This is a genomic window from Sodalis sp. RH16 (assembly GCF_047324245.1).
Lineage (GTDB): Bacteria > Pseudomonadota > Gammaproteobacteria > Enterobacterales > Enterobacteriaceae > Acerihabitans > Acerihabitans ligni.
The window spans coordinates 340,842-365,621 of record NZ_CP178737.1 but is presented as its reverse complement, the minus strand read 5'-3'; the positions used below and the strand labels follow the sequence as shown (position 1 = coordinate 365,621).

18 protein-coding genes are annotated in these 24,780 nt (G+C 47.0%); 9 read left to right on the top strand and 9 right to left on the bottom strand.

All coding sequences use genetic code 11. The annotated features are described in order from the left end of the window. Positions 1-215: 215 nt before the first annotated feature. The 5 genes from acnB (at position 216) to ACL2XJ_RS01670 (ending at position 9,162) form a co-directional block, all read left to right on the top strand. Positions 216-2,813, top strand: coding sequence for a bifunctional aconitate hydratase 2/2-methylisocitrate dehydratase (gene acnB / locus ACL2XJ_RS01690; protein WP_413725461.1), 2,598 nt, complete (start codon positions 216-218; stop codon positions 2,811-2,813). A 288-nt stretch (positions 2,814-3,101) separates the two neighbouring features. Beyond that, positions 3,102-4,535: an ankyrin repeat domain-containing protein gene (locus ACL2XJ_RS01685; protein WP_413725460.1), complete on the top strand. Its 1,434-nt coding sequence runs from the start codon at positions 3,102-3,104 to the stop codon at positions 4,533-4,535. A gap of 23 nt (positions 4,536-4,558) precedes the next feature. Then, positions 4,559-5,965 (top strand): ankyrin repeat domain-containing protein, encoded by a 1,407-nt coding sequence (locus tag ACL2XJ_RS01680; protein WP_413725459.1) that lies wholly within the window; start codon positions 4,559-4,561, stop codon positions 5,963-5,965. A gap of 111 nt (positions 5,966-6,076) precedes the next feature. After that, complete coding sequence (locus ACL2XJ_RS01675; RefSeq protein ID WP_413725458.1) at positions 6,077-7,645, top strand: ankyrin repeat domain-containing protein; 1,569 nt, start codon at positions 6,077-6,079, stop codon at positions 7,643-7,645. 137 nt (positions 7,646-7,782) lie between these two features. After that, the gene (locus ACL2XJ_RS01670; RefSeq protein WP_413725457.1) at positions 7,783-9,162 is read left to right on the top strand and encodes an ankyrin repeat domain-containing protein; all 1,380 of its coding nucleotides are present in this window, start codon (positions 7,783-7,785) and stop codon (positions 9,160-9,162) included. 69 nt (positions 9,163-9,231) lie between these two features. Here the strand turns inward: ACL2XJ_RS01670 and ACL2XJ_RS01665 are convergent, their stop codons facing one another. Next, the gene (locus ACL2XJ_RS01665) at positions 9,232-12,018 is read right to left on the bottom strand and encodes a hypothetical protein (protein WP_413725456.1); all 2,787 of its coding nucleotides are present in this window, start codon (positions 12,016-12,018) and stop codon (positions 9,232-9,234) included. Between the two features lie 22 nt (positions 12,019-12,040). Next, a complete protein-coding gene (locus tag ACL2XJ_RS01660) occupies positions 12,041-15,784 on the bottom strand; it encodes a hypothetical protein (protein WP_413725455.1) in 3,744 nt (1,247 codons plus the stop codon). A gap of 570 nt (positions 15,785-16,354) precedes the next feature. Between ACL2XJ_RS01660 and yacL the strand changes: the two genes are divergently transcribed. After that, positions 16,355-16,717 (top strand): protein YacL, encoded by a 363-nt coding sequence (yacL, locus tag ACL2XJ_RS01655; protein ID WP_413725454.1) that lies wholly within the window; start codon positions 16,355-16,357, stop codon positions 16,715-16,717. 76 nt (positions 16,718-16,793) lie between these two features. On the opposite strand, the gene speD is transcribed toward yacL, so the two are convergent. The 3 genes from speD to ACL2XJ_RS01640 form a co-directional block, all read right to left on the bottom strand. Then, entirely contained in the window at positions 16,794-17,588 is a 795-nt protein-coding gene (speD, locus tag ACL2XJ_RS01650; RefSeq protein WP_413725453.1) for an adenosylmethionine decarboxylase, read from the bottom strand. Then, positions 17,576-18,481 carry a polyamine aminopropyltransferase gene (speE, locus tag ACL2XJ_RS01645; RefSeq protein WP_132928013.1) on the bottom strand — a complete coding sequence of 302 codons (906 nt, stop codon included), beginning with the start codon at positions 18,479-18,481 and terminating at the stop codon, positions 17,576-17,578. The genes speD and speE overlap by 13 nt, the downstream gene beginning before the upstream one ends. Before the next feature lie 120 nt (positions 18,482-18,601). Continuing rightward, positions 18,602-18,949 (bottom strand): YacC family pilotin-like protein, encoded by a 348-nt coding sequence (locus ACL2XJ_RS01640; protein WP_132926052.1) that lies wholly within the window; start codon positions 18,947-18,949, stop codon positions 18,602-18,604. A gap of 252 nt (positions 18,950-19,201) precedes the next feature. On the opposite strand from ACL2XJ_RS01640, the gene hpt reads away from it, so the two are divergent. After that, on the top strand, positions 19,202-19,738 hold the full coding sequence (hpt, locus tag ACL2XJ_RS01635) for a hypoxanthine phosphoribosyltransferase (RefSeq protein WP_413725452.1): 537 nt from the start codon (positions 19,202-19,204) through the stop codon (positions 19,736-19,738). Between the two features lie 178 nt (positions 19,739-19,916). Here the strand turns inward: hpt and can are convergent, their stop codons facing one another. Then, on the bottom strand, positions 19,917-20,573 hold the full coding sequence (can, locus tag ACL2XJ_RS01630; protein WP_132926056.1) for a carbonate dehydratase: 657 nt from the start codon (positions 20,571-20,573) through the stop codon (positions 19,917-19,919). Positions 20,574-20,682: 109 nt separating this feature from the next. Between can and ACL2XJ_RS01625 the strand changes: the two genes are divergently transcribed. Both ACL2XJ_RS01625 and ACL2XJ_RS01620 read left to right on the top strand, forming a co-directional pair. Next, positions 20,683-21,618, top strand: coding sequence for an ABC transporter ATP-binding protein (locus ACL2XJ_RS01625; protein WP_132926058.1), 936 nt, complete (start codon positions 20,683-20,685; stop codon positions 21,616-21,618). Beyond that, positions 21,618-22,385, top strand: a complete 768-nt coding sequence (locus ACL2XJ_RS01620) for an ABC transporter permease (RefSeq protein ID WP_203524051.1) — start codon at positions 21,618-21,620, stop codon at positions 22,383-22,385. The genes ACL2XJ_RS01625 and ACL2XJ_RS01620 overlap by 1 nt, the downstream gene beginning before the upstream one ends. A gap of 69 nt (positions 22,386-22,454) precedes the next feature. On the opposite strand, the gene panD is transcribed toward ACL2XJ_RS01620, so the two are convergent. The 3 genes from panD to panB form a co-directional block, all read right to left on the bottom strand. Next, the gene (gene panD / locus ACL2XJ_RS01615; RefSeq protein WP_132926062.1) at positions 22,455-22,835 is read right to left on the bottom strand and encodes an aspartate 1-decarboxylase; all 381 of its coding nucleotides are present in this window, start codon (positions 22,833-22,835) and stop codon (positions 22,455-22,457) included. A 115-nt stretch (positions 22,836-22,950) separates the two neighbouring features. Beyond that, positions 22,951-23,805, bottom strand: coding sequence for a pantoate--beta-alanine ligase (gene panC, locus ACL2XJ_RS01610; RefSeq protein WP_132926064.1), 855 nt, complete (start codon positions 23,803-23,805; stop codon positions 22,951-22,953). A 17-nt stretch (positions 23,806-23,822) separates the two neighbouring features. Continuing rightward, the gene (gene panB, locus ACL2XJ_RS01605; RefSeq protein WP_132926066.1) at positions 23,823-24,617 is read right to left on the bottom strand and encodes a 3-methyl-2-oxobutanoate hydroxymethyltransferase; all 795 of its coding nucleotides are present in this window, start codon (positions 24,615-24,617) and stop codon (positions 23,823-23,825) included. Positions 24,618-24,780: the final 163 nt, after the last annotated feature.

The following is a 24,780-nucleotide window of genomic DNA, read 5'->3' as shown; positions in this document are numbered from 1 at the left end:
GATCGCTAACGCCTTAACGTTTCAGCGAAAAAAATAATGTTACTTAGATGTAAACAAATTAACAATGCAAATTAATCCTGATAAACTGGCAACCCGACACCGGGTATAAAGGTCCTTTTTTCAATGGCGGCGCCCCGCGACGATGCGCTGCAAACCAGGTGCTGTCAGTTCAGTATTGAACAACGAGCAATGACAATAAAAGCGAGGAGAACGTCGTGCTAGATGATTATCGTAAGCACGTTGCCGAGCGTACTGCCCAGGGGATTGTGCCAAAACCTCTTGATGCCGTACAAATGGCGGCGCTGATTGAATTACTGAAAAATCCGCCCACCGGCGAAGAAGCATTCCTGCTTGATCTCGTGAGTAACCGAGTTCCTCCCGGCGTCGATGAAGCGGCCTACGTAAAGGCCGGTTTTCTGGCGGCCGTCGTCAAGGGTGAAGCCGTATCTCCCCTGATAAGCCCTGAAAAAGCCGTTGAGCTGCTGGGTACCATGCAGGGCGGCTATAACATCCAGCCCCTGGTGGATGCGCTGGACGATAAGGCGCTGGCGCCCTTAGCCGCCAATGCATTGAAATCCATGCTGCTGATGTTCGACAGCTTTTACGACGTTGAAGCCAAGGCCAAGGCCGGCAACCCCCACGCTTTGGAAGTCATGCGCTCTTGGGCTGATGCCGAATGGTTCCTGTCCCGTCCGCCGCTGGCGGAAAAGATCACCGTCACGGTGTTCAAGGTCACCGGCGAAACCAATACCGACGACCTGTCGCCGGCGCCCGATGCCTGGTCCCGTCCGGATATTCCACTGCACGCGGTAGCCATGCTGAAGAATGCCCGTGATGGGATTGTGCCCGATCGGCCGGGAGTGGCGGGGCCGCTTAAGTTGATAGAAACCCTGAAGCAAAAAGGCTTCCCCCTGGCCTACGTCGGCGACGTGGTGGGCACGGGATCTTCACGTAAATCCGCCACCAACTCGGTGCTGTGGTACATGGGTGACGATATTCCCCACGTGCCCAACAAACGCAGCGGCGGCGTGGTGCTGGGCAGCAAGATTGCGCCGATTTTCTTCAATACCATGGAAGATTCCGGCGCGCTGCCTATTGAAGTGGACGTCTCCGAGCTGAACATGGGCGATGTCATCGATATTTACCCGTTCAAGGGCGAAATCCGCCGGCACGATACCGACCGGCTGCTGGCCAGCTTCTCCCTCAATACCCAGGTGCTGGTGGATGAAGTGCGGGCCGGCGGCCGTATACCGCTGATTATCGGCCGGGGATTGACGTCCCGCGCCCGGGAATCCCTAGGATTGCCCCCAAGCGAAATCTTCCGACATGCACGGGAAGTCACCGCCAGCGCCAAGGGTTTTACCCTGGCGCAAAAAATGGTCGGCCGCGCCTGCGGCGTGGACGGTATCCGTCCAGGGCAATACTGCGAGCCCAAGATGACCTCGGTGGGCTCACAGGATACCACCGGGCCGATGACCCGCGATGAGCTCAAAGATTTAGCCTGCCTCGGTTTTTCCGCCGACCTGGTGATGCAGTCCTTCTGCCATACCGCCGCCTATCCGAAGCCGGTGGACGTGCAGACCCATCACTCCCTGCCGGACTTCATCATGAACCGCGGCGGCGTCTCGCTGCGTCCCGGCGACGGCATCATCCACTCCTGGCTGAACCGTATGCTGCTGCCGGATACCGTGGGCACCGGCGGCGACTCCCATACCCGCTTCCCCATCGGCATTTCTTTCCCGGCCGGTTCCGGTCTGGTGGCGTTTGCCGCCGCCACCGGGGTCATGCCGCTGGATATGCCGGAATCGGTGCTGGTCCGCTTCAAGGGTAAAATGCAACCGGGCATTACCTTGCGGGATCTGGTGCACGCCATCCCTTACTTCGCCATTAAGCAAGGTTTGCTGACGGTGGAGAAAAAGGGCAAAAAGAATATCTTCTCTGGTCGTATCCTGGAAATCGAAGGCTTGCCGGAACTCAAGGTTGAACAAGCCTTTGAGCTGGCCGACGCGTCGGCTGAGCGTTCTGCGGCGGGCTGCACCATCAAGCTCGATCAGGCGCCTATCGTTGAATACCTGAGTTCCAATATCGTGCTGCTGAAGTGGATGATAACCGAAGGTTATGGCGACCGCCGCACGTTGGAACGCCGCATCAAATCCATGGAAAGCTGGCTGGCGGATCCTCATTTGCTGGTGGCTGATGATGATGCGGAATATGCCGCGGTACTCGAAATCGACCTGGCGAATATTACCCAGCCCATTGTCTGCGCGCCTAACGATCCGGACGATGCGCGGCTGTTGTCCGATGTCGCCGGCAGTAAAATCGATGAGGTGTTTATCGGTTCCTGCATGACTAATATCGGTCACTTCCGTGCCGCAGGCAAATTGCTGGATCAGCATAAAGGCGCGCTGCCAACCCGGCTGTGGGTCGCGCCCCCCACCAAAATGGATGCGGCGCAGCTCACCGAAGAGGGCTACTACAGCGTATTCGGCAAAAGCGGAGCCCGCATCGAAATCCCGGGCTGCTCGCTGTGCATGGGCAACCAGGCGCGGGTAGCCGCCGGTGCGACGGTGGTCTCCACCTCCACCCGCAACTTCCCCAATCGCCTGGGGGACGGGGCGGATGTCTATCTGGTCTCGGCCGAGCTGGCGGCGGTGACCTCGCTGCTTGGACGTCTGCCGACGCCGGAAGAGTACCTGCAAGCCATATCCATGGTAGATAAAACGGCGGCGGATACCTACCGTTACCTGAACTTTGACAAGCTGACGGCTTACACCGATAAAGCGGATGAGGTAATTTTCCAAACCGCGGTATAACGGAATGCCCTGCGGGGCGAGAGATAACTCATCAGCGTTGACGGACCAGAACCGCACCCCAAAAGTTGGATACCAACTGATTAAGGTGCGGTTTTTTTATAATTCAATTTGTCATGAAGTTTAACAAGAAGCGCCCTCAATTTCTCTTAAACAGGCTATGATTATTTCTGAAGAGTAAACGTACCACTCTTTAAGTACAAAATTTATATACTCACTTTTTTATTCAGTATATGTTTTAGTCTCCGAGACCACTATTGACTGCACGGATATAAATTTTAGGGATAATATATGAACGCGACATTACAATCCTTTATGCCTTACGGCTCGATTAACCCTATGCCTATGCCTATGCCTATGCCTATGCCTATGCATATGCATATGATATCTAACTATACAAATTTTATTAAAAATAGAGAAGAGTTAAATATTCTTACAAAGAACGTAAAGAGGGCAATTAATGAAAGCGAGAAACGATTCGAAATGAAAGTAAACGAACGGGAGTATACTAATAAATGGGTTGAGAAGCTTAAAATAAGTAAACGTGAAATTTTTTTTGCTGAAGTTGACGCAAAAAAGAATATTAATAACCACGATCGATATGATTGTCGAAAAAATATATCAAGTATAAGCAGGTTTCCAGAAATGGACGTTGTGTTCGACAACGGCAAAAAGGCGTATGCTAAAAACATTAATAATACCCTACAGGATAACGATGGCATTACTCCTTTAATGAAGGCGATCGGTAACAACGACTCCTTAAATAAAATACGTGATTTGATTCATAGTGGCGTTTCCTTAGATATTCAAGATAAGCAAAACAATACTGCTGTGATATGGTTGATAAAAAGCCTTAACAATCTAGGCAATGAAACGCAAATACAAACTAAATTGGAAATAATGGAAAATCTATTTCTTGCGGGTGCAAACCTGACTATCGCAGGCACTGCCGGATTTACTCCGATGATGTATGCCGTCGCCGTAAATAGCGTGCCTGCATTTAAGATGTCATATAGAAGTGCGGAGGACTTTAGATGTGTAAATGATGCAGGCGAGACATCGTTACATTTGGCGTTAAAATTTGATGCAGATCCAAAAATATTAACTGTTCTCATCGACCTTTATAAATTTATGAATGTTAAGGATACGCGTGGTTATACACCTTTTATGATGGCGTCATTTCGCTCCCGGTACGATATTATGGATACCTTTCTCACTAAAGGGGGGGATATCAACGATTTCGATGCCTATGGTTGGACGGCGTTGATGCATGCTGTGAACTGCGATGATGTAGAGACGATGAATTATTTGCTGGCCAAAGGCGCCAGCGTTCTTATCAAGGATTGCTGCAATAAAGATGCGCTAAACATCGCCCAGGAGCAAGGGCGAAATCATATGGTGAATCTGCTGCTTCCCAAAATAAAAGTAGAATCAGAGACAGTGAAAGGTGTAAAAAATGATCCTCAGCTGGTCTGCGGGAATATATGCGACCTCATCGCTGGGCCACGCCTAAATGATAGTCATAATATAACAGTCCACAATAATACCCAGTATGAAATAATAGATATTGAACATCGTGAAATGTTAACCGATGTCGCGGCATCCGCTGCGAGCAGGTCTGTGCCTTTTACGCCGATGTTAATCACAAGAGTTATGCAAGGTATATATGATGGAGTTAGAAAACTCAGTATTACCCAGACGTTTTGCAAAAAAAAACCAGTTTAATAAATCATATTTAGGAGATATATATGAATGTGACTTTACAGCCCTACGCCCCCTCACGTTTAATTGATTTTTCTCAACCAAGCCAGCCTATAGAAAGCGGAAAATATTCTACTAACTATACTAGCCAAATTCAGATGCTATCTAATAATATTTTACCCATGATTAACGCAGCGGAAAAGAGGTTTGGAAACAATTCTGCAGAATTGAGAACCAAGCGTCATATAGTAGACCTTAAGGAAAGAGGTCTTAAGGTTAACCCTAATCAAGCTCGGCTGGATTGCTTGGATCATAAGGATAAAAGAGCGAGCCTACCGGAAAGTACGGTCGACGTGGACATTGAATATCTTGACCCCAAAACGGTAACCCGCCTCAATGTCAATGACAAGAATCAGGATGGGCTTACCCCGTTAATGCGGATTGCTCTTACCGGTGGTAACAACGAGGATATTAAATCCTTGATTAGGCTAGGGGCCAAGGTGGGCTTGCAGGATAATGCAGGCAATACGGCGGTGATGTGGGTTGTAAAAAGCCTTTTTCGTCTTGCAAATGAAACAAGAATCCAAATTAAATTAAATATCTTAGATGTGTTGATAAACAGCGCTGCAGATCTGGACTTGGCGGATAAAGAAGGATTTACTCCTTTGATGATTGCTGCTATGGGTGATGACAAAAATAGCTTTAAAAAATTACTTATCAACAAAGCAACTGTTGAATTAAAGAATAATGACGGGAAAACCGCATTGCATTTGGCAGTTGAATACAATGCATCAAACACTATCATTGATCAGCTCTGCGTGTTTTATCAAAAATTGAATGTGGATGATAAAAAGGGTCGTACGCCATTTATGATAGCGTCCTATTACGGTAATTTGGCTCTTATGGACAGCTTCTATAACAAAGGCGTAGATGTTGATCATGTGGATTTAAATGGCTGGACGGCGTTAATGCATGCGGTGGACTGTCGTAAAGAGGAAGTGGTTAAGAAACTTTGTTCATATGGCGCCAATGTCAACTTCACGACCCTATATCAACGAAGCGCTCTGGTAATTGCTTTTGAAAAAAAGGACAAAATAATGGCCTTAACGCTCATAAAGGCCGGCGCGGTGATGCCGAATGAAGAAATAAAGCATTGGCTTAAGGATGAGCTCAAGGAAAATGTGAATACAAATCATATGACGTGGCAGGTAATAGCTAATGACAATAATGTGGACCCCGATAGCAATACTATAGATGCTTCAGACAAAAAAGATGAAACGATAGTTGTCAAACCTATTCTGCAAAGCGATCTTAATGACGATAAAACAGCTGAAACAGATTCATCACAATCCAGCGGATCCTCGTATTTGATACCAGGGTGGCTTGTTTATAAGATGAAGAGTGCTTATGAGGCATTTAGACGTTATGCTTCTCCATTCCCTCCTTTGTCATAGGCTGATGTATCATAATTTTTATTTAGCAGCACTGAGTTTACTCGCCTGGTCTCAAAAAATACTTTGAATAGGCAACATTCTTTAAGCATACCATACTGTAAGGATGTACAGATGAATACAACATTATTGCCATGCGCACAGCCAACTATGGCTAAAGTTTTTGAATATATGCCAAACAAATCAAATGAGCATAATATTCGCAATTACAATGAAGTAATAAATATCACCTCTCTAAATGTTTTACCCATGATTAATAGGGCGCAACGACGTTTCGATGCCCATTCCAGCGAGATTACCACAAAGGGTGGAAGTAACTTGCTAAAACAATTAAAGTTAAAGAAACGCGAAACTTCCTTGGTTGAAAAAGATTTTGATAAAAAATTAGAACAACAAGCGAGCCTAGGTTGCCTATCACCTGAAAGAAGAAGAGGAAGATTGCCTTATTGTAACATTCCATTAGATAACGAACTTTTGAAAACAACGGGCGAAAGGGGGGTAGGCTTTAACGCACAAAACAAAGATAAGCTCACTCCGCTGATGCAGGCAGTGGCAACGCACAAAGACGTTGGATTTATTAAATATCTGATGAGCAGAGGCGCCGATATGACTCTTAGGGATAATGAAAACAATACGGCGCTAATGTGGCTGCTTAAAAGTCTTTTTAGATTGAAGGATGAGGCGCTAATTACAGAAAAATGGAAGATATTAGACATATTTCAGCAAAATAAAAGTATGTCTAATGTGCCTGGTACAGCCGGTTATACCCCTTTGATGGTGACGGTGCTAGGGGAAGATCATAGGACATTTTTTAAGCTCCTAATAAATGGCGCACTAACCAATGCTACTAACGATGCAAAGGAGACGGCACTGCACTTAGCCATAAAGTATGATACGCATTGGATGATATCCGTGATTCTTCGTTATGATCATTATGATATTAACATTAAAGATAAAAATGGGCATACGCCATTTATGTTAGCAACATTTCGAAAAAATCGTGAAATTATGGATTTCTATATTAGAAGAGGTGTCAATATAGATAATACGGATGCTCAGGGTTGGACTGCGTTAATGCATGCGGTGAACTGTGGTGATGTTTCGATGACTGAGTATTTGCTTAGTCAAGGCGCTTGTGTCAATTATGCAAATCGAAGTAATGAAACGGCAATGAGGGTGGCTTTGTACAAGAACGATCAGCAAAATGTGCATGTGCTTTCAAAAGCAATATCTGCGCTAAAAGCAGCTAACAAAGACTGTCGTCCTGTATCATCTGGAGATCATGTGCCCGCAAACGTTAACGATACAGCTTATACTGAAAATGATGCCTTGAAGAATCGCGCAGTGGCAGAGGATAATGCCGGTTCTTATATCAAAACTACCGATAAGAAACTTAATGCCACCGAGACGATAATCAATACCATGATGACCGCGTCTGATGATGAGGCCAATACTACCGAAGCCATGAATGAAACGCTTTTAGATAAAAATGAGGATACAGAATATCCTTTGTATGAAAATGGCCGGCGCGAAAATAAGGAAATATCAACTGACATAGCCTCCACCAAATCAAGTGGCTCATCCTTATTTTTATCATCGCATATTACCGGAGACATCGATAAAATCTACCAGAGTCTTAAGAGAATAATGTCACGTCGCTCAGTTCCTAATAATAATTCTTGAATAGGCCTTCGGGGATAGCCCTGTTTTATCATCTTTGCTTCAGAAGACTCAAGTAAGGTTCTTATGCTGCTAATGAAATATGAAGGGCCGGAGGGCCCGTTTAACATATTTCTTTTCAATTCAACTTAGGTGACGGCATGTCGTTAATGGTACCCTATAATTCTCAGTTCAATTTTATGATTTCTCATGCTATACCCAATCATATTGATGGGAAAAAATTACTTTATTCCTCCCATGGATATTTAAAAAACAGTATTGATTTGGCAAAGTTGCCAGTGACGGCTGCGGTAGGTTTTCCAATAATATTACATAGTAAAAATAATGTGACTTTAGCAAAAACAAACGGGATAGAGTCAAGCAATATTAACTATTTTTCAAAAAAAGACCAGCTCAATCGTTTAAAAAGAACATCAAGTCCTGCTTTTCAATGTCCATTGAAATTAAATGACTTAAGAACTAAAATTCCTGTGAGTAATATCATTTTTAATAGAGAAATTCTTGATCAGGTAAACAGAAGTGAAGTGGATGTTAACACACAGGATAAAGATAATCGGACGGCATTGATGGCTTCCGTGCTTTTAGGCAATGGTTTACAGGATATTGCCCGCCTGTTACAAAAAGGCGCTGAGCTTGATTACTTAGACAGTGATGGCAATACTGCCTTGGTATTAGCCATAATGACCAAAGAGAACGCTATTATAAACGCTCTGCTCCAGGCTGGGGCTAATGTTAATCTTGCGGGTAATATGGCTTTGACGCCTTTAATGTTGGCAGTGTTACATAACGATTTCAAATTGGTTGATAAGCTGGCGACAAAAGGAATAAAACCTGATGTTAAGAACGATGATGAAGATACCGCGCTTACCCTAGCGTTAAAAAATGGCGTGAGCGGAAAAGTTATTGATAGCCTTCTACGATTAGGCTGCGGAGTCAATGTTCCGGGTAAAGACGGCTTGACGCCGCTGCTGCTTGCCGCTGGCAATGGTAACAAGATGTTCCTTAAAAAAATTTTACCGCTTGGCGCCGATATCGACGCATTGGATAATAAGGGTTGGACAGCGCTGATGCGCGCCGTTGCGTGCGGTAATCAGAATATCATGAAATATTTGGTTGAAAGAGGCGCTGCGGTTAATATAAAGGACCCCAATAATATAACCGCGCTTTCACTGGCTTTAGATCGCGGCCACAAGACGATGATAAAAATTTTGCGTAAAGCCGGGGCTACCGAGGGCAGGCACTCTATACGGCATCAACGGCCAACGTCTGCGGCGCCCCAAGCCACTCTGTCAACAGCGAACGCGCCTATCGCTACATCATGGCCAGCAGGCATTCTGTATACCAGTACTATCCTGCCCGATGTGGATGTCGGGTCTACCCACTTTTACACGACAGTTGAACCAGCCCGATCGGGGAGCAGCGATGCCAGGCTAAACTGGCTGCCGGAGATGATAATTTCTTCAATTAAGATGATATTTAGCTCTGTTCGGCAATATATGTTTCGCCGACGGCGTACTTAGATCACTGAAGGCGTTGGCTGTTGAAGATATTACCGACCTTGATAATATTTAACGCATAAAAAAACAGTTTTATGGGTAAACACTCGAATCGCCAATCAAAGTACAGATTTCCTCGTTATAGTGGACCAGAAAATTATGTAGTTTTTCTCCTTGCGGCATGGGAACGGGTATAAGTGTTTTATCCTCGGCCAGGGTATATTTTTGGCTGTAAATGTCATTATTCTCAGGGTTTAATCGCAGATAAATATCTTTACTGTGAAAGGTATCACCGCCCACTTTGACTACCGGAACTTCCAGCTCCATGGATGGCAAATGGGCCATTTCATATTGTTTAACAAGTTGATTGCCGGCGGGATCAATTTTTTTTGCTACAAATGCGGCGTGTAGTCTTTGCAAAGACGGCAGTGAGCGGCTCGCAACAGCAACACCTTCGGCAATTTGTTTGAACATAACCTCGCTCAATCCGCTGTTTATCTCAAGGCCTGGATCAAACATAAGGAGGTATTCCACTCCTAATTTGCTCAAGGCAATTGGATTGAGTTCATGTGACGCAGGTAGTTCAATGGTTTTAACCAAAGAAGACGGACCCTGCTTCATCGCCATTACAAAAGATTGCCTTGCAGCCAGGCCGCTTGCCATCCCGCCCGAGGCGGTCCGTGAATCATATTTCGTTTTTATTGGCGTCCGGAGGTCCAAATCAGATTTGCCCGCAATAGAAGACAGAGCTGCAAAATCAATACTACAAGATGAATTTTTTGTGTCTTGTTTCGCGGCCTGATCATCTTTGTTACAGATATAAAACGGTACTATGGTTGGAAAAAAAGTTTTTTTCTCAAAACTAGCTCTATTGTCATAACCATACGCATTCAGGTATTGTAGCATTTTATTGCGGTGTATTTGACTCAGCTTACCGGCTAATACTTGCAGCGAATCATGGGTATCCTTCAGTATTTCATTGCTATCCTGCGAAAACGTTAATTTAATACTATCGGTGTCCAGTTCCGGTTTAAAATAGGATAAATAATCATAATATGAAGTAATGCTGCTAGTGATTCGTCGTATTTGATATTCCTCTTTTTCTTTCATGAGCGCATACATTCTTTCTTCATCACCTAAAGTCGCTGAGAATACATCGACATCTTTCCTTATGTCCAACTCTTCAATTTGGCAAAATCTTTCTTCGGACTGCATCCTTTCGGAATCATAGTTGTATTCTAAACTGACCCTGCTGAGTGTGACCATGGCCGCATTCAGGAACTGGGTCTCCTTTTTATGCATACCGTTAAAAGCATCTCTAATAACGTTTTTATCCACATCAGCAAAAGTATCGGCGATTTCAACACTTTGCCTTTCAAATAACGAGTAAGGATCGGGAGTATGCCAATTGCCTATTTTTGTTTCATTTATTTCCTCCGTTAAAACATCTCCAAAAACATCATATTCGTAGTAAGAAAAATAATATTCTTGAGGTTTAATTAATATGTTGGAGTTAAGATTATGCAATGCATCCACCAAATCCGCAAGAGATTGGTAGGTGTCCAACCTTTGAGTTAAACAGGCTACGGGATCTTTTGCCGCATGATAACGATCGCAGGCGGAAAAGTATTGTGCAAGAATATGCTGTCTAATCCTATTCTCCCAAAAAATGTCTTCTACATCAGTAGAAATATTATTATCATGGCAATATTTGACGTGATAAAGCATAGCGGGAATCATAAAAAGCTTAATGAGATTGGGCGCGGTGATACCCTCTTTTAACAAGGCTTCAAGTATGATCCCTAAAGATAAAATATCATTAGCAGATAATGTTTCCAGATTGATATCTGCACTCATGGCTAACCCTAACCCAACATGAAAAAAGCCCCACTCAATTGAACCAACCGAGTATGCCATCGCAGAGGTGTTAACTTTGCCTTGAAAAAAAGTAGGCATTAGTGGGTTCAATAGCCTGTCAAAAATGACTTTCGGAGGATTATCCTGATTGACGCCCATATACTCGGATGGGTTTTTTTGTAATAAATTCTCAACGCCTTTAGAAAGATGATTTGCAAAGTCCCGTGTATAAACAGCTTTGCCATGATTTTTTTTAGTGAGAGTCATAAATTCGCTGACTATAAATTTTTCGATATTATCGTTAAAGACAAACGAATTGATCCACGCGGCCATAATTTTTTGCTGATGGCATTGAGTTAATAATTCCTGGTCTTTATACCCAAACAGGCCAGATGATTTTAACAAGCTTTGCGTTACTTTTTTGAATGCATCATTATTTTTAGATAAAAATTCATCTAAAGCTTTAATTACATTATATGTGGACTCAAGCTCTTTAGAAGTGATATGGGATTCAGAAATAAGCAATGACGTTAGCCCTTCCAATGCCGATCTATTTGGTGGCGAATGCATAGATTGTGACTGTTCCGGGCTTCTGATGATGCGTCTTACATTATGCTCTTCCATTAAACCGTAATCGAATTTATTGTTAGTGTTATTTCCCGCAGGCATTACTGGTAAAATATGCTCAGAGCATTTTATAGTATGTTTCGAGCCAAAAGAAGATATGTTTGTGTTGCATTGTAAACCTGGGATGATAGGGAGATTATTTTTAGAGGTAATGTTGCTCGCCAAATTACTTACCGATGAATAACCGGTAGCTAAGAGAAAGCGTAAAGCGAAATCTTTTAAAGAAGACTTATTGTTTTTTGCTGGTTTATTCAATTGAAGCCTGTCATGTCGACTAATGGATTTCAACGAATCAAATAGAGCTTTTGTGTCAAAATATTCCTGAGAGTTTGTTGAGTTGGATAATAATTCTTTTTCGATACTGATTCCATAATTTATGTGCGATAAAAGATGCATGCCAGATTACTCCTTTAAATGACTATACTGGGTTGGGCGAATCATGTATATAAACTTTTCCTGAAAATAGATTTCTTGCACTATAAGGGATCTCCGACGCTTCTTCCAAAATGATCCCCACTCGTTCCGTCGGAGAAATACTGGGCGGGCTGGCTTTGGCGATACTGATTCCCTTAATAATAAAATAGGATTTGGGGGGATAGAGATAATTTACCGGCGGTGTCGACTGTGTTATGATTTGGGGTAGAAGCGGAGTGCCTTGAATCGCATTATCAATACGATATGTTATTAACTGTTGCAAACGCACCCCGTTTATCTTCTTGTAATGATTTGCCTGCTTGGCCAAATCTCGGGCAGCTTTATTATTTGCTGATACAATCATGAATTGTGGGTAGTTTGTCACTATATCCCCTACGCGAGGATCATCCCCCCATTGCATGTCACTGTGTATGTATTCCATGCTAAGCAGATAGCTTCCGCGATGCCGAGGAATATCCGCTTGCGTGAGTTCCATCAGGCTGTCATAAATTTCTTGTTGTGCGTGGGTAAGCGTTTCACCTAACTTCAGCTTTCGGTTCATTTCTGTACTATTTGACTTTGAAAACAACGGCTCATTATAACGCAATGTATCTTTGTATCCCCTGATATCATCTTCATTCAAAATCCATTCTTGTAATGTTTCTTTTTGTTTTTTTGCCAACCTATGATAGGAAGTAACAAATTTATTAAGGTCTATGCTTTCATGCCTCAATGTAATACCCACTTCCGGAAAAAGGATTTTCTCACTTCCTCGGTCTCCAAAGGTATTGATATCAAATCTATAGGTAAAGAACGGATTCGGCCAATCATCAGACCGGATGTTATCTGAAAAGATGATCTGAGAAGCACCATTTGAAGTATTCAAGTAGGAAACATAGCCATTTTTTCCCGTCGGGGTATATTCAATAGTCAGCTGGGACTGATGATACGGATAGAACGATCTGGTGTGTTTCGAAACCCATTGTTTAGCATCTACTGCCGCGTCCGGCCAGTCGAGTCCGGCAGGGCGTGTATTTTTCAGTCCTCTACCTTTAGGCATGGGAACGGGAATCAATGTTTTATTTGCGGTCATAGTATATTTTCGGCTGAAAATATCATTATCCTCGGGATTGATTCGTGCATAGATTTCTTTTCCGCGAAATTTATCTCCCCCCAGTTTTACCACTGGCACCTCCAATTCCAAGGCAGGCAGTCGCGCCATTTTATAAAAAGAATCTGTCGGGTTTAAATAATGTTCAATTTCTTTTTCCCGCAAACGCAACAATAAATTTTTCAGCGTGGGAGAATATCGTTGCACTATGTCTACACTCGCGGCAACCTCTTTTAATATAGTGCTACTTATTTGGCCAATAATCCCCAGTCCTGAATCAAAGAGGTGAACAAATTCTGTGGCTAATTTACTGATTACCATTCCATTAAATGTTTCTGATGCGGGCAGATGTGTAAATGCCGTTAGAGAGTGCAGATCTTTTTTTATAGCCATCTTCAGGGCCTGCCTAGCGACAAAGCCATTCACCACATTACTCCCCGTCCCCTTGGTCACATTACCGCCCTTGGTTGCGGCTAGCACGCTGATGTCTAACTCCGCTCCCATAACCCTGGCCAGCGCAACGATATTCAGGCTGCAGGCAGGAATAGCAGTTTTTTTTCTCCTGGGCCGCAAACGTTCTTTACAGGTATAAAAAGGAATTAAGGATTGGAATATGACCTCTGCCTGTTTATTGACTGCATTATTGATGTTTAATATATTCAAATGACTGAGTAATTTGTCTCGGTGTATTTGACTAAGACTGTTTGCCAGCACGTCAAGCGGTTCATGACGCTCTTTGAGAAGTTTTAGAGCATCTTTGTATAATTCCAGCTTAATGTTATTATCAGTTGTTAACTGCCGAGAATAGTTTTCCAAAAGTTCAAAGTAGGCTGTGATCTGTTCATCAACACGCTTAATTCGATATTCTCCTGTTTCCTTGATTAAGGCGTAGATTCTTCTAGAATTATTTTTCTCCGCTGCGAAGATATCTATATTTTCCTTGATTTTTAAATAACAATATTCTGCACTATTATCATGCTTTGTATTTTTTAAATTCAGTTTTGGCTTAAAATGGACTTTAAATATCACCATCTTAGCTTGCGTCATAAATCCGACTTCATCTGCATCGATCCCAGAGAGGGCATCTAAAATAATTGCTTTGTTGACAACTAAATATGCGTTGGCAACGTCGGCATTTTGCTTTGCAACGATCGCGTCCGCGGTTGGATATTGCCGGACATCATTTTCTTCTCTTCCTGTGGTGTTCACGCAATTCTTGTTAGAACTCAAGTATTGATAATTCTGAAAATAAGGTATGCCCGGCCGAATCTCCATATTACAATGCAAGTTTGTCAATTCTGTTTCAATGGTTTTTCGAGATTGATAGGCTTTTAAAGCTTCGGCCAAACGAATTATGGGTTCGTTAATGGCATTGAATATATCGCAGGCGGAAAAAAATTTCTCCAGAATACCCTCTCTTATTCCGTTAGGGCCAATAATCTCATTAAGTTGAACATCACTATCTTTATCCAAGCTTTCTTTGATGTGGTAAAACATGGCCGGCATCATAAATAATTTCGCCAAAGACAAACTTGTTAACCCTTCTCTTAGCATGGATTCCAATATAATGCCCAAGGAGATCACATCTTTTTCTGACGATAAGGTGAGGTCCAGTTCGGCGCTCATGGCAAAACTCAGCCCAGCGTGCAAATAACCCCATTCAATGGAACCTATTGGGTAAGCCATCATTATATCGTTAATGTCATTATAAAAAAATGTCGGCATTATGGGCAATAAAAAATTATCCTTGATAAAATTTATTGATGTTTCATAATAATATAAATACTCAAAATCGGTACTATTCATTAATTTTTTTCGTATGCAATGAGCCAGAAAACTTTCAAAATTTCTCGATGTGACTTTTTTTTCAAACACGGTATATTTAGAGATATTAATGAATTCACTAACTAAAAATCTTTCCCATGATTTTTCGAAAACATAAGAGCTCACCCAGGCTGTAAGAATCTTTTTTTTATGGCGTTCGGTTATTTTTTCAGGCCATTTGGCACCGAACAGACCGGAATATCTAAGTAAATATCTAGCTGCATATATTTCATAATCTTGCATATATTTAATGTGAAATGCCAAACTATGTATTAAAGGATCCGGATGTCCAAAATAGTGCTCAGTTTCCCGGTATATTTTTCTAAGCATCCGATTAATGCCTTCCAAAGATGAAGCGGCAGGCGGCATATAGAGTGATTCTTCACGGTCGGTGCTTCGGGCTACGCGACGGGCATGGTTTTTTCCTGTTATTGGGACACTGCGTGGATAATCATAAACGGCCTGTCCCGGCAAAAAGGTCTCCCCGGCGCTCTTAACGGACGACGCGTGGTCAGCGGGCGGCAAGAACCTATCTTTTGCCGACACCGAATTGAAGTTTGGGACTGCAGCATTTTGCGTGATAAGATGATCGGAAAAAAAAGTTATCGGTGCACAGGCTGAGGCGAGCAATAGGCGTGTAGCGTAATTTTTATAAGTAGATTTTCCACTTGTCACGCGCAATTGTGATTCTCTATTTCCCTGCATCCTTACGCATTTTAAGGTACGGAATAAATGCTTGGCCTCATGATATTCCTGCAGGGTAGTTGAATTGCTTATTAGATCCTTTTCAATCATATTATCTATAATACGCATGTATTGGCCCTTTAGAAAAGAATGTAGAGTAAATCTACTTTTTTTAAGTCTAGCGAGCCAGAGATATTGTTAATGGAGTTTAAATAACAGAAGTAAAAAGTCTTCTTTTCTGTTTTAGGCGGCTTTTGTGTGCATTCAGTATGTTTTTAATGTGTTTAAGGTAAATATTACTAATCCGTTTAATACCAAATTAATATCGTTCTGATAAGTCCATAAATGACGCATTAAGCAATTGATGAGGAATAAAAAACGCTGCGAAAAAAAATCTATAGGTGGGATAGCCAGCAGAACCTAATGATTGGCATACAGCCGACAAAAAACGTGATAACAGGTAGGTACGTTCAGGCTTCGGTGAAGCCCCTTCGGCGGCGTCGGAGACTGTGAACTCAATGGACGTTTTTTAACTCCCGTCTTGCTGGAGGCAACAGGGATTTTTTCTCAGCCAATACGTTCTGATTGATTATATGCGGCAATATATTTTTATGAAATCCCATTCAGCTAACGCTTTCTTATAGCAGACCGGTTAAAATTCTATCTTGGGCGGGTCACTTGCAGCAGGCGGGAAAGATAATGGATTATGAATTTTTGCGCGATATCACCGGGCAGGTAAAAGTCACCTTTTCCATGGGACACGAGGCCATCGGCCATTGGCTCAATGAGGAGGTCAAAGGCGATTTCGCACTGCTTGACGAGGTAGAGGCACAGATACGCCAACTCGCCGGCACCGAACGCAGCTGGCAATGCGAGGGCCATGAATATACCCTGTGGACCGATGGCGAAGAAGTGATGATACGCGCCAATGAACTCACCTTCGTCAATGAAGAGTTGGAAGAGGGCATGAACTACTACGATGAAGAGAGCCTGTCTTTATGCGGATCAGACGATTTTTTGCAGGTGTTAAGCCAGTATCGCGATTTCTACCGCCAGGCATAAGCCCGCAGTCTTGCTACGTCCGGTTAAGGCGACAACGTTAACGAACGTTGGCTACCCTCCTACCCTCCACCCTCTATCAGGATTCCGGTAAATTCCGGCCATAATAAATTTCCCGCATCTCTTTATATAACAACCGGGTGATGGTTTTACGCTCATCAGGGCTGAGATCGGCCGGCGTGGCGTTAAACAGATAATGCTTCAAGTCGAAGTCCTTAAGCATCATCTTGGTATGAAACATATTCTCCTGGTAGATATTCACGTCCATCATGTGATAGAGCGCTTTCATATCCTCGGACAGGAAGTTCTGGATGGAGCTTATCTCATGGTCGATATAATGTTTGATGCCATACACGTCGCGGGTAAAACCCCGCACACGGTAATCGATGGTGACGATATCCGATTCCAGTTTATGTATCAGATAATTCAGCGCCTTCAGCGGCGAAATCACGCCGCAGGTGGAGACCTCGATATCGGCGCGGAAGGTGCATAAACCGCCTTCCGGGTGGCTTTCCGGATAGGTATGGACGCAGATATGGCTTTTATCGAGATGCGCCACTACAGATTGGGACAGCGGACCGGGCTGCTCGGACTGGTCGATGCTCAGCGGATCCACCGGCTCTTCACTGACCAGAATCGTCACGCTTGCGCCCTGCGGCTCGTAGTCCTGGCGCGCCACGTTGAGAATATTGGCACCGATCATGGCGCAGGTTTCGCTCAGAATTTCCGTTAAACGATTGGCGTTATAACGTTCGTCAATGTAAGCAATATAGCCGTCACGGTCATCGGCGGTCTTGGCATAACAGATATCGTAAATACAAAAACCCAGGCTCTTGGTCAAATTATTAAAGCCGTGCAGTTTTAACTTCTGCAATTGGATTCACCCCCTTGCAAATGCCCTTTCGGACGGGCCTCTGATAACGCGTTCAGTATGTATTGCGGCAGGGCGAAGCTGCCGACGTGAATCGCCGGATTATAATAGCGGCAAACCAACCCCGCCGTTGCCGCCCGCGACCGTAACGTGGCGATATCGCACCGGCGTAGCGCCGGATCCTGACTGGCCCAGGCAAAGGTCATGATGCCGCCGTAATAAGTAGGTATCGCCGCCTGGTAAAAACCCACATCGGCAAAATAGCGGCCGAGCTTGCGATAGCTGTCCACCGCTTCGTCCTGCTGTAAAAAGCAGACGCCGTTTTGCGCGACAAAAATACCGCCGTCGTTAAGGCAGCGGGCACAACCCTGGTAGAACGATGAGGTAAACAGGCTGGAACCCGGACCGATGGGATCGGTGCAGTCGGAGATGATCACATCGAATTTTTCCTGGGCGCGGGTGACGAAGTTTACACCGTCATCAATAACAAGGTGAAAACGTGGATCGTCAAAGGCACCGGCGCTGTGCCGGGGTAGATATTGACGGCAAAACTGCACCACGCCGGCGTCGATTTCCACCATGGTGATATGTTTGACCTGCGAGTGGCGGCACACTTCCCGCAACATGGCGCCGTCGCCGCCGCCGATAATCAGGACCTTTTCGACCTGGCCGTGCGCTATCAAAGGCACATGGGCCATCATTTCGTGGTAGATGAATTCGTCGCGCTCGGTGGTTTGCACCACGCCGTCCAACGCCATTATCCGGCCAAAGGCGGCATTTTCGAAGATAGTCAGCTCCTGGTGACCGGTCTTTTCCCGGTACAGGATTTTCTCTACGTCAAAGCGCTGGCCGAAGCTATCATGCAGCGTCTCGCACCAAATTTCTTTTTGTCGCAAATCGGGCTGTGACATGTCGGGCTGCTCCTCGGCATCATCGCCATGAGAAAACGGCGCAACATCATAACCAACTCCGCCGGGGGATGCACGGAGCAATTTCACACAAAATGCAATTATCGGTTATTTGGCGTAGGCAAGTAAACTGAGCGAATTGGTGGCCAGGGATTCACACTTTTTCGGTGTAGGGACAGCGATGCCGCTAAGATCACGGTAGCTGTCTTCCCCCATGGCGCGCATATCATAGCTGCCGTAGTTGCTCAGATCCCAGCGATTCTGCTGGGCGAAGATCAAAATGGCCCGGCGGATCTGTTCATTGGGCATATCGGTATAACCGCAGTTGTTTTTCAAATAAACAAACACGGCGGTCAAATCGGCCATGTCCTCGGCTTCGGCTTCGGATAGGGCCTGCGACGCTGAAGAAAAGCCCAGTAACCCCAACAACAGCATCGTCAATACGGTGTGTTTCATGTTAAAACCTGAATCAGTCATTATGCGATGACGTTATCATATTTAATGATTTGCGCCCTATGTTTTTTGCCCCTCGCCTCACTCGTTGACGCGGACCTGTTTAAAGTATGGGCCAGCATGGACAAGCTGTCCCTCGCCGCGGATAAAAAAGCTTGCCTGGGAATCTGCCCGGCATCGCCACGGACATATCGCCCCGTTCGGCGGGTTGTGATAAAATCCGCTTCCTTTCCCGATTCTTTTTCTGGCTTCGTTATGAAACACACCGTGGACGTCATGATTTCCCAACAGGAGATCGCTACCCGTATTGCCGAATTGGGGCGCGAGATCAGCGCGCATTATCAGGCGAGCGGCAGCGAAATGGTTTTGGTCGGCCTATTGCGCGGCTCTTTTATGTTTATGGCCGATTTATGCCGCGTCGTGACCGTACCTCATGAAGTGGATTTCATGACCGCCTCCAGCTATGGCAACGGCATGAGCAGCACCCGCGATGTCAAGATCCTCAAGGATCTGGATGAAGATATTCGCGGCAAAGACGTACTGATCGTTGAGGATATCATCGATTCCGGCAACACCCTGAGCAAAGTCCGCGAGATATTGCAACTGCGCCAGCCCAAGTCGTTGGCCATTTGCACCCTGCTGGATAAACCGGAGCGGCGCGAAGTGCCGGTGACGGTGGAGTGGGTGGGTTTTGCCATCCCGGATGAATTTGTCGTCGGATACGGCATCGATTACGCTCAGCGCTACCGCCACCTCCCCTATGTCGGCAAAGTGGTAAAGCTGGCGGAGTAATCGCTGCCGCACACCCCAGATGCCGCGGTAGGCCCGATGACACCGCACGTGCAACAATCCTGTTAAAGGGAGAGCGTCCTATGGTGCAATAGGCCCGCTTACACTGAACGTGCAACGAGCCTGTTGAAGGAAGACCTCGTTTGCCGAGGCGGGGCGAACCGGCGAATGCCGGAGGAGCTTACTTGCCGTGTTGCTGCAGTAGCGTAGCGATACCCTGCCGGTAACGCTGTTCCAACGTTTCCCGACTGGTGGCGGAAACGTCCAGATTACGCAACAATCCATCATGTATACTGTAAACCCAGCCGTGCAGCTGGACCTTCTGCCCACGCTTCCAGGCTGAACGCATAATAGTGGAGTGGCCAAGGTTGTACACCTGTTCTATCACGTTGATTTCACATAACGTATTGATACGCTCATCCGGGTGGAGCTCCCCCAGCAATGAGCTATGCTTGTACCACAAATCACGGATATGCAGCAGCCAGTTATCTATCAGGCCCAGCTCCGGATTATCGATAGCGGCCTGAACGCCGCCGCAGCCATAGTGGCCGCATATGATAATATGCTCGACCTCCAGCACATCCACGGCATATTGCACCACCGACAAACAGTTCAGGTCGGTATGAATGACCAGGTTGGCGACATTGCGATGAACAAACAGCTCGCCGGGCTCCAGTCCGGTCAGACGCTCCGCCGGGACACGGCTGTCTGAACAGCCGATCCATAAAAAACGCGGCCGCTGGGCCAACGATAATTGCTCGAAAAACCCCGGGTCTTCCTCTTTAAGATGTTTGGACCAAGCCTGGTTATTGGAAATGAGGTCAGTGATGTCTTTCATTGTGGTTTTTAGCCCGTAGCGTCGTATTGCGATGGGTTAATATAGGCTAAGCCTATTTTTTTTAAAATAAGTTCGTCACTTCCATTGAGAATAAGGTAATTCGCGACATATGACATATGCACTGGAATTGGAAAAGTTGGCCAAGACCTACGCGGGAGGCGTACAGGCGCTAAAGGGAATTGATTTGAATGTGGAAGCCGGGGATTTTTATGCGCTGCTGGGGCCGAATGGGGCAGGGAAATCCACCACCATCGGCATTATCAGCGCATTGGTAAACAAATCCTCCGGCAAGGTCAGGGTGTTCGGCTACGATATCGATAAGGACATCGTTAACGCCAAACGCCAACTTGGCCTGGTGCCGCAGGAATTCAATTTTAACCCCTTTGAAACCGTTTCGCAGATCGTGGTGCATCAGGCCGGCTATTACGGTGTCGAGCATAAGCTGGCGGAGCAGCGCGCCGAAAAATACCTTAAGCAGCTGGATCTCTGGACCAAACGCGATGAGCGGGCCCGTATGCTCTCCGGCGGCATGAAGCGCCGCCTGATGATAGCCCGCGCCCTGATGCACGAGCCCAAGCTTTTGATTCTCGACGAGCCCACCGCCGGCGTGGATATCGAGCTGCGCCGCTCGATGTGGGGCTTTCTGCGCGACCTGAACAGCAGCGGCACCACCATCATCCTGACCACCCACTATCTGGAAGAAGCGGAAATGCTGTGCCGCAATATCGGCATAATCCAAAACGGCGAGCTGGTGGAAAATACCTCTATGCGCCAGCTGCTGTCCAAGCTGAAATCAGAGACATTTATCCTCGATCTGGCGGCCAAAAGCGCGTTGCCCAAATTACAGGGCTATCGCAACCAACTGCTGGATACCAGTACCCTGGAGGTGGAAGTGATGCGCGAGCAGGGTTTGAACAGCCTGTTCAGCCAGCTCAGCGCTCAAGGGGTACAGGTATTAAGTATGCGCAACAAGGCCAACCGGCTGGAGGAACTGTTTGTGACGCTGGTAACGGACGATAGGGATAGCAGGAGAGCCAAAGCATGATGCGGCTTTATTGGATAGCGTTACAAAGTATTTGGCGCAAAGAGATTAACCGTTTCGGCCGTATCTGGATTCAGACCCTGGTGCCGCCGGTGATTACCATGACGCTCTATTTTATCATTTTCGGTAATCTTATCGGTTCGCGTATCGGCGATATGCACGGCTTCTCCTATATGCAATTTATCGTGCCGGGGCTGATTATGATGGCGGTGATCACCAATGCCTACACTAACGTGGCCTCGTCCTTTTTCAGCGCCAAATTCCAGCGCAATATCGAAGAGCTGCTGGTGGCGCCGGTGCCTACCCATGTGATTATTGCCGGCTACGTGGGGGGCGGGGTGGCTCGCGGGATTTGCGTCGGGATCCTGGTGACTGCGGTGTCGCTGTTTTTTGTGCCTTTCCATGTCCACTCCTGGTGGGTGGTGACCATTACCTTGGTGCTCACCGCGGTACTGTTCTCCCTGGCGGGCTTGCTAAACGCGGTCTTCGCCAAAAGTTTTGACGATATCAGCCTGATTCCCACTTTCGTCCTGACGCCGCTAACCTACCTGGGGGGGGTATTCTATTCCTTGACCCTGCTGCCGCCGTTCTGGCAGGCGGTGTCAAAATTGAATCCCATCGTATATATGATAAGCGGTTTCCGGTTCGGCTTTCTCGGCATCAGCGATGTTCCGCTGGCGCTGACCCTGTCGGTGCTGATTATTTTTATCCTGGGGTTCTATTGGCTGTGCTGGTTTCTGATTCAGCGGGGAAGCGGGTTGCGTACCTGACGGGAGAGGGTTTTACCGGCGTCCCTTATTCCGAAGAGAGGGGACGCCGCGGCGGCATAACGTGAAAAGTCAGGCCACCTGAACCGGTACCGCCTTGGCGGTCCGTTTCAATTGGTTTTCGTCGTCGAAGTAGGCGACTTTCGGCTGATGTTGCCGGGCTTCTTCATCGGGTAATTGCACGTAGGCGCAGATAATCAGCAGATCGCCGACGCAGGCGCAACGCGCGGCGGCACCGTTGACCGAGATAATGCGCGACCCGCGTTCGGCGGCAATGGCATAGGTGGAAAAACGCTGGCCGTTATCGACGTTGTAAATATCGATAGCTTCGTATTCCAGAATACCCGCCGCCTCAAGAAAATCCTGATCGATGGCGCAAGAACCTTCATAGTGTAAATCTGCCTGGGTGACATGAACCCGGTGCAGTTTACCTCGTAGCATGGTGCGTAGCATAACGTTAAGCCTTTGTACTTTCCCCCGAAGGGGAGTTCAAATATAGATTTCGGTCGGTGCAAACAATATATGCCCTAACTCATTCCAAGTATGACGGGTATAGAGTCAAACACCTTTACAGTGTCAGGTCAACTTGCGCATTGTCGATTAACCGCGCCTTGCCCAGCCAGGCGGCCACCAGGATCACCGCCCGGGTGCTTTCGGCGGTCAGCGGCCGCAGGGTGAGCGCATCGCGGATATCCAGGGCGTCCGGAGTCAATCCCGCCAGCTTCAGCTGGTTTGCCGCGTCTTCCAGCAGTTCGCCGGTGTGCCGTTCGCCGCTCTTCAAGCGGGCCACCACCGATTCCAGCACCCGGTGCAGCTCCGGCGCCAGCCGGCGCTCCTCGGCGCTGAGATAGCCGTTGCGCGAGCTTAACGCCAGGCCGTCGTCGGCCCGTACCGTGGGCACGCCGACAATGTCGATATCGTAGCCCATATCCGCCACCATCTGGCGGATCAAAGCCAGCTGCTGGTAATCCTTCTGGCCGAAGCAGGCCACGTCCGGCTGCACCAGATTAAACAGCTTGCTGACGATGGTGGCCACGCCGCGGAAGTGGCCCGGACGCAGGGCGCCTTCCAATATGCCGGAAAATCGCGGCACATCCACGTAAGTCTGGCTGTCCAGGCCCCGCGGGTAGATGACCTCCGCCGCCGGGGCGAACACCATGTCCACACCCCGGCGGGTCAGTTTTTCACAGTCTTCCTGCAAGCTGTGCGGATAAGCCGCCAGATCTTCGGCGCGATCGAACTGCATCGGGTTAACAAATATACTGACCACCACAATATCGGCACGGGCCCGGCTCTCGTCCACCAGGGCCATATGGCCGTCGTGGAGATTGCCCATGGTGGGAACCAGCGCAATGCGTTTACCTTCCTGCCGCCACTGTTTGACGGTTTGACGCAATAGCGGCGGAGTCTCGATAATTAGCACGCCATCTCTCCTGTCAATTAGTAAAAACTATGCTCCGGGGCGGGGTAAAGGCCTTGCTCCACTTCTTCGGCATACAAGCGGACGGCTGAACGGATATCTCCCCCCTTGGCAAGGAAATCCTTCGCGAATTTGGGCGTACCCTGCCCGGTAATGCCCAGTGCGTCCTGCATAACCAGAATCTGTCCGTCGGTGACGTTGCCGGCTCCGATGCCGATAACCGGTATGGACAATGCCTCGGTGACCCGCTGCGCCAGCGGGACCGGCACGCATTCCAGCACCAGCAGTTGCGCGCCGGCCCGCTCCAGGGCCAAGGCGTCGTTGTATAGCTGCTCGGCGCTGTCGGCGTCGCGGCCCTGTATTTTATAGCCGCCGAAGATGTTCACCGACTGCGGGGTCAGGCCCAGGTGGCCGCACACCGGCACGGCCCGTTCCGTCAGTCCGCTGACGGTGGGCGCCAGCCAGGCGCCGCCTTCCAGTTTTACCATGTTGGCGCCGGCGCGCATCAGTTCCGCTGCGCTGTCATAGGTTTGCTCCGGAGTGGCGTAACTCATGAACGGCAAATCAGCCAGCAGCAGGCAGGCCGTCGCTCCGCGGCGTACGCAGCGGGTGTGGTAAACGATGTCTTCCACCCGGACCGGCAGGGTTGAGTCATGGCCCTGCATAGTCATGCCGAGGGAGTCCCCCACCAGCATAACCTGGATGCCCGCCTGCTCGAATAAACGGGCAAAGCTGGCGTCGTAGGCGGTAATGGAGGCGAATTTGCGCTTTTGCTGTTTCCATGCGCGCAAATGGGAAACGGTGGTCATTTTCATCACAACCTCAGTCTGGCCGGGATAGGCAAAACAATTCGGAATGGCGGATTATTCTAAAGGAACCGGCTAACCGGTGATAGCGATCTCTGCATAAAACGTGCGGAAAATTATCCGGCCCGGCCGGCGGATGCGAGCGGCGTAAGTCATCGGTTATGAGGAAAGC